Source organism: Aminobacter sp. P4_D5, from assembly GCF_056401815.1.
In genome coordinates, this window is record NZ_JBFUIP010000233.1 from 1 (window position 1) to 6,547 (window position 6,547).

Sequence of the window (6,547 nt, forward strand, 5' to 3'; positions counted from 1 at the left end):
TGGTCCGTCGAGTTCGCACACGATGGGGCCGATGACGGCGGCCGCGCGTTTTCTTGACGAGATTTTGAGCGGCGACTGGCCGCGTCCTGCTGGTGCCAAGGTCGACCGGGTAGGTGCAAGCCTGCATGGCTCGCTCGCCTATACCGGTGTCGGCCATGGCACCGACCGTGCCGTCATGCTCGGCTTTTATGGGCTGACGCCTGTCACCGTCGACCCCGATCAGACCGATGCGCTGGTCGAACAAATCTCCCGCGACAAGCGCGTCGCGCCGCCCGGTCATCCGTCCTACCGCTTCGATCCTGCCATAGACCTTGTGCTCGACAAGAAGACGCCGCTGCTCGGCCACGCCAATGGCATGGCTTTTTATGCCTATGACGCAGGCGACCGGCTACTGCTCAAGCGCATCTACTATTCGATCGGCGGCGGCTTCGTCGTTTCCGAAGAAGAGCTGCAGCGCATGAAGGCCAAGACTGTGGCACCCGCTGCGGGCAAGCGCGTGCCATACCCCTTCGCCAATGCCGTCGAGATGCTCGCCATGGCTTCGCGCGGGGGACTGTCCATCGCCGAGATGAAGCGGGCCAACGAAGAAACCCATATGCCGCGCACCGAGCTCGATGCCGGTCTCGACGCGGTCTGGGACGCGATGAGCCGCTGCATCGATCGCGGCCTGTCTCAAGAGGGCATCATGCCGGGTGGCCTCAAGGTCCGTCGCCGGGCGCGGCAACTGCACGACAAGTTGCAGGAGCAGTGGAGCCAGAACCGGCCCAACCCGCTGCTCGCCAATGACTGGCTGTCGATCTATGCCATGGCCGTCAACGAGGAGAACGCGGCCGGTGGACGTGTCGTCACAGCACCAACCAATGGCGCTGCCGGCACGCTGCCCGCCGTGCTGCGCTACTGGCTGCATTTCCATGTCGAGGCCGACAAGGACAGCATCCGCGACTTCCTGCTGACCGCCGCCGCCGTCGGTGGCATCATCAAGACCAATGCGTCGATTTCGGGTGCCGAAGTCGGCTGCCAGGGCGAGGTCGGATCGGCGTCGGCCATGGCAGCTGCAGGCCTGTGTGCGGTCATGGGCGGAACGCCCGAGCAGGTGGAGAATGCCGCGGAGATTGCTCTGGAACACCATCTCGGTATGACCTGCGACCCCGTTGGTGGCCTCGTCCAGGTGCCGTGCATCGAGCGCAACGCGCTCGGCGCGGTCAAAGCGGTCACTGCTGCTTCACTTGCCATCAAGGGCGACGGCAAGCACTTCGTGCCGCTCGACGCGGCAATTGAGACCATGCGCCAGACCGGCATGGACATGAGCGAGAAGTACAAGGAAACCAGCCTTGGTGGCCTCGCGGTCAACGTCGTCGAGTGCTGAGCCTGGCCCAACAGGCTCGCCTGTGCAAAACCGCTGCCGGCGTTGAACGCGCCGGCTGGAGGCGCTAGTTTTCAGGCCATGTCACTGAACATGATCAAGCTCTGCGTCGGTTGCGACAGCGTCGAGGATCTCGAGGAATGGATCGCCTTCCGGCTCGACGAGCGTCGCCGCGCCGGCGATCCTGTCGAACAGTTCCATACCACCCGCATGGTTCCGACCCGTGGTGCCGAGCTGACCAGCGGAGGCTCGCTCTACTGGGTGATCAAAGGCAATGTTCAATGCCGCCAGCGCCTGCTCGAAATCCGCCCGTTCGTCGATGGGGAGGGCATTTCGCGCTGCCATCTCATCTTGGATCCCGCTGTTGTGCGCACCGACTGGCAGCCGCGCCGGGCCTTCCAGGGCTGGCGTTACCTCAAGATCGCCGACGCCCCGGCAGATCTCGCCCAAGGCAACGCAGCACTCGCCGAAATGCCGCCGAAACTGCGCCTGGAATTGGCCGAGCTCGGACTGCTCTAAAGCAGTGGCGGCAGCACGCAATGTCGGGCTTGCAAGCGGACGCGCGCCGCCACATCTTGATTGTCGATGAGCGACGAAAACAAAACCCCGGTTACTTCAGCAAATCGTCCGCCGGCCGAACGCCGTTCGGACTCTGCTGCCATAGATGCTTTCGTGCGCCAGGCCCGGGCGCTTGCCACCGGCAAGGCCAATGGCCGACTGGTTCTGGCGCTTGATGCCACCATGAGTCGCCAGCCGACCTGGGATCTCGCCTGCGAGGTACAGGGCCAGATGTTCGACGCCGTTGGCAAGACAGGAAGGCTGAATGTGCAGCTTGTCTATTTCCGCGGGCTCGGCGAATGCCGCGCGTCGAAATTCGTCGCCGAGACAGCTTCCCTCAAGCATTTGATGACATCGATCCAGTGCCGCAGCGGCCTGACGCAGGTAGGCAAGGTGCTGGCGCACACGCTCAAGGAAACAGCGAACGCCAAGGTCGACGCGCTGGTCTACATTGGCGACGCCATGGAAGAAAACATCGACGAGCTCGCCGAGAAGGCTGGCAGGCTCGGCTTGCTCGGTGTTCCGGCCTTCATTTTCCAGGAGGGCCACGACGTCGGGGCCGAGCGCGCCTTCAAGGAGATCGCGCGCCTGTCCAAGGGTGCCTGGTTCCGCTTTGACCGCAAGGCAGCTTCGAACTTGTCCAAGCTCCTTTCGGCGGTTGCCGTATTCGCCACCGGCGGCATCAAGGCGCTGGAGGCGAGGGGCCGTCCGGAAGATATTTTGATGATCGAGCATCTGAGGAGTGGCAAGGCGCCATGACAGTTTTTGCCGCCATTGCAGCGGCCCTGCTTTTTTCCGCGTTGGCTGTTACCGCTTTCCTGCGGGCCGACGCCACCCAGCTTGCCAATGCCCTGAAGGTTGCGGGTCCCCTGACGCTAGGGCTTGTCGGCCTGATACTGCTGCTGTTGGGCCGCGCGGCTGTCGGTGGTGGCCTGATCTCGGCTGCTTTGGCCTGGTATGCCGCAAGCAAAAGGGGCGGTTCTGCCAGCAAGACGCCAGGAAGGCGGTCGACTGTTCGCACCGCAGCTCTTGAAATGGAACTGGATCACGACAGTGGCGGCTTGCAGGGATTTGTCCTGGCTGGCCGCCAGGAAGGCAAGTCGCTGGCCTCGCTCGGGCTTACCGAGCTGAAAGCGCTTTATCAGGAGCTTTCCAGTGACCCGGAAAGCCGTCAGCTACTTGAGACCTATCTTGACGGCCGTTTTCCCGTCTGGCGAGAAGACGCGCAGCCTGACCGTAACGACGGGCAGCGTGTTGCGCCAGGTTCTGGCGCCATGACTAAGGAGGAGGCCTACAAGGTCCTTGGTCTTGAAGCGGGGGCCGCCGCGGCGGACGTCCGCAAGGCGCATAGACGACTGATTCAGCGCCTRCATCCCGACCTCGGAGGCTCGTCTTTCCTCGCGGCGAGGATCAACGAAGCCAAGGACGTCCTTCTCTCCGATCATCATTAAACTCTCCTTCGACACAGAACTTTTCCAGGAGGTGGCAGGTGCCTACTGCGCGATGGCGTAGCAGGCGATCTTCTTCTTCTTGAGCGCGTTGCAGGCATTCCAGGCGGAATCCTTGGAATCAAAGCCGGCAAAGCGGGCGCGGAAATAGGTGACGCCGCCCTTTTCGAAGGGCACCGTGAAGCCGGAAGCATCGGCGAGAACCGTCGGCACCTGCTTGGCGGTCTTGTCCAGCAGCGCACGGGCTTCGCCTTCGCTCGGCGAAGAAGCGACTTGGATGGCCCAGCCCGAGGGCAGCGACGCAGTCTTCATCTGGTCGAGTGCAGCGACAGCGGGAGCGGGAGCCGGGGCAGCATAGGCCTGTTCGGTTGCTGCAGCTTCAACCGGGGCGCGATCGTTTGCCTTGCGGATCTGGAAGGGGATCTTGCCGCCAAAACGCTCGGTCGAGGCCATGGCAATCTTCGGCTGCGTTGCAAGCCCAATGACCGGCTTCGGCGCGGGGACTGCTGCCACGACTTCCGCGTCAGTCGTCACGACTTCGTCATCCGAAGCATCGGCGACTTCGATTGCTTTCGCCACCGGGCGGTTGTCAGGCGTCGGAGCATTGCTCTTGGGCAGCTTTGCCATCAACGCCGGGGTCTCGATCTTGGCGATCAGGTCGCCACCGCCGCCGCGCTTGGAAGCCTGCGGAATGTAGGTGTTGAGCAGCTGGGCCATCTGGTTGTCGCGGCTCGGGCCGCTGGTGCCACCGAGGACCACGGCGACGAGCCGGCGATTGCCGTCCTGTACCGAGGAAACGAGGTTGAAGCCCGAAGCGCGGGTGTAGCCGGTCTTGATGCCGTCGACGCCTTTGATGCGGCCGAGCAGGCGGTTGTGGTTGGCGATCCGCTGGCGACCAAAGGCAAAGCTGCGGGTCGAGAAGTATCCGTAATATTGCGGGAAATGTTCGCGCAGCGCGATGCCGAGCTTGGCCATGTCGCGCGCGGTGGTGAACTGGGCTGTGTTGGGCAGGCCGTTGGCGTTGCGAAAGACAGTTCCGTTCATGCCGAGGCTGCGCGCCTTGGACGTCATCATGCGGGCGAAGTCCGCTTCCGAGCCGCCGATCATTTCGCCGAGCGCGGTCGCGGAATCATTGGCCGAACGCGTGATCAGCGACAGAATCGCGGCTTCAACGGTGATCGAACCACCGGCCTTCACGCCAATCTTGGTCGGCGGTTCTGCTGCGGCGTTCTTGGAGAAGACGACCTTGGAGTCCTTCTGGATCCGGCCCTTGGCCAGCGCCTCGAAGGTCAAATAGAGGGTCATCATCTTGGTCAGAGACGCCGGATAGCGGCGAGAATCCGCATTCGACGAGTGCAAGGTCTCGCCGGTGTTCGCATCGATGACGATGGCTGCGTATCTGCTGTCTTTTGCCGCCGAAGTGGGGGCTGCGGACGCCAGGCCGATGGCTGCGGCGAGAGTGAAAACCATGAAAGATTTGATGGATATAGCCGACTTGAGGACTTTGCCCGGCAACGCTTGACGCACTGTTACACCCTTGAATTATTGTTGATGAGGGCGGCAAAGGTTCCTGCCCCGTGTCGTTGCACAGTAGGGTCACAGCGTTACCAATAAGTTTATGGTAACCGGCTCGTTCACACTTTTGCTCGGGCTTTAGTCTAACTTTATCGAAGTCAGGGCGGATGCCTCAGGCTCGCGGAATGACGCTGGGTCAGTTGACATCTTGTGCGCTGCACAATATCTAGGCTGCATCGCACAATCGCATAGCGCAGCGCTCCCAACCCAAAAAGGAAGTAGCGATGACCCAGACCTATGAAGATTTCAGCAAATACGGCAAGGAATTCGTCGACAACGGCCTGAAGAGCTACGCATCGCTCTCCAAGGGTGCCCAGGCGATCGCCACCGAGACGACCGACTACACCAAGAAGACCTTCGAGACCGGTGCTGCCACCTTCGAGAAGTTGCTCGGCGTCAAGTCGCTCGAAAAGGCCGTCGAAATTCAGACCGATTACGCCAAGCAGGCCTATGAAGGTTTTGTCGCCGAAGCGACCAAGCTTGGCGAGCTTTACGCGGAATTGGCCAAGGACGCCTACAAGCCTTTTGAGTCGCTCGTCGCCAAGGCGAAGTGACCGGCTGGTCCCCGATTTCGCGGGGCTGGGTCGAAAGCCCCACCAGATAAGACCCGCCAGACATGACCCGGTTGCGCCAGCGCAGCCGGGTTTTTTGTTTTTCTTTGCATAAGCGCTTCACGTTTATGGCAAATCAGGCCCTGCTAACCTGCTCACCGTATTGTCAGCACGTCAGAAGGGCTTAAAATCCGTCTGATGACACCTACATGACGAAGTGTGTCGGAAACGATGAAGGGCAGGACCAGATTGACGACCGGCTTGGATGCCACGAGACTTGATGTGGCGCGGATGCAGAACGGTGACGAGGGAGGCAACGGTCCAGGCCGTGGCACCGCCGTCATCACCCGTACAAAGACAAAAACCAAGCGGCCGAGCCTCTACCGGGTGCTCATCCTCAATGACGACTACACCCCGATGGAATTCGTCGTGCATGTGCTCGAACGCTTCTTCCAGAAGGACAGGGAGGCCGCTACCCGCATCATGCTGCATGTCCATAATCATGGCGTCGGCGAATGCGGGATCTACACCTTCGAAGTGGCCGAGACTAAAGTGTCTCAGGTCATGGATTTTGCCAGACAGAACCAGCATCCGCTGCAATGCGTGATGGAGAAGAAGTGAGGTATTGAATGCCGGCTTTCTCCCAAGGCCTCGAAAAGGCGCTGCATCAGGCGCTGACGCTCGCCAATGAGCGTCACCACGAATATGCAACGCTCGAACACCTGCTGCTCGCCCTCATCGACGACAATGAGGCAGCGGCCGTCATGCGCGCCTGCAACGTCGATCTCGACGACCTGAAGCAGACCGTGCTCACCTATATCGATACCGAGCYTGATAACCTCGTCACCGGCTACGACGAGGATTCCAAGCCAACGGCAGGTTTCCAGCGCGTTATCCAGCGCGCCGTGATCCATGTGCAGTCATCCGGACGCGAGGAAGTGTCCGGCGCCAATGTGCTCGTCGCCATCTTCGCCGAGCGCGAGAGCCATGCCGCTTATTTCCTGCAGGAACAGCAGATGACCCGCTACGAYGCGGTCAACTACATTTCCCAT

The 6,547-nt window shown here is 61.3% G+C and carries 8 protein-coding genes; 7 read left to right on the forward strand and 1 reads right to left on the reverse strand.

The window, feature by feature from the left end; genetic code table 11:
• The 4 genes from AC1DWF_RS28940 to AC1DWF_RS28955 all read left to right on the forward strand — a co-directional run.
• A partial coding sequence (locus tag AC1DWF_RS28940; protein ID WP_476842362.1) for an L-serine ammonia-lyase occupies positions 1-1,366 on the forward strand: 1,366 nt, incomplete at its 5' end.
• Positions 1,367-1,444: 78 nt separating this feature from the next.
• Positions 1,445-1,882: a DUF1489 family protein gene (locus AC1DWF_RS28945; protein ID WP_476784898.1), complete on the forward strand. Its 438-nt coding sequence runs from the start codon at positions 1,445-1,447 to the stop codon at positions 1,880-1,882.
• Positions 1,883-1,948: 66 nt separating this feature from the next.
• The gene (locus AC1DWF_RS28950) at positions 1,949-2,680 is read left to right on the forward strand and encodes a VWA domain-containing protein (RefSeq protein WP_476784899.1); all 732 of its coding nucleotides are present in this window, start codon (positions 1,949-1,951) and stop codon (positions 2,678-2,680) included.
• Positions 2,677-3,372, forward strand: coding sequence for a DnaJ domain-containing protein (locus AC1DWF_RS28955; RefSeq protein ID WP_476784900.1), 696 nt, complete (start codon positions 2,677-2,679; stop codon positions 3,370-3,372). Before AC1DWF_RS28950 ends, AC1DWF_RS28955 begins: the two co-directional genes overlap by 4 nt.
• A 42-nt stretch (positions 3,373-3,414) precedes the next feature.
• Here AC1DWF_RS28955 and AC1DWF_RS28960 read toward each other — a convergent pair whose 3' ends face one another.
• Positions 3,415-4,839 carry a D-alanyl-D-alanine carboxypeptidase gene (locus AC1DWF_RS28960; RefSeq protein ID WP_476784901.1) on the reverse strand — a complete coding sequence of 475 codons (1,425 nt, stop codon included), beginning with the start codon at positions 4,837-4,839 and terminating at the stop codon, positions 3,415-3,417.
• A gap of 329 nt (positions 4,840-5,168) precedes the next feature.
• Here AC1DWF_RS28960 and AC1DWF_RS28965 point away from each other — a divergent pair, with 329 nt between their 5' ends.
• The 3 genes from AC1DWF_RS28965 to AC1DWF_RS28975 form a co-directional block, all read left to right on the forward strand.
• Positions 5,169-5,498: a phasin family protein gene (locus tag AC1DWF_RS28965; RefSeq protein WP_476784902.1), complete on the forward strand. Its 330-nt coding sequence runs from the start codon at positions 5,169-5,171 to the stop codon at positions 5,496-5,498.
• Between the two features lie 288 nt (positions 5,499-5,786).
• Positions 5,787-6,116, forward strand: coding sequence for an ATP-dependent Clp protease adapter ClpS (gene clpS / locus AC1DWF_RS28970; protein ID WP_055977693.1), 330 nt, complete (start codon positions 5,787-5,789; stop codon positions 6,114-6,116).
• 8 nt (positions 6,117-6,124) lie between these two features.
• Positions 6,125-6,547: Clp protease N-terminal domain-containing protein (locus AC1DWF_RS28975; RefSeq protein WP_476842363.1), on the forward strand; the 423-nt coding region annotated here is incomplete at its 3' end.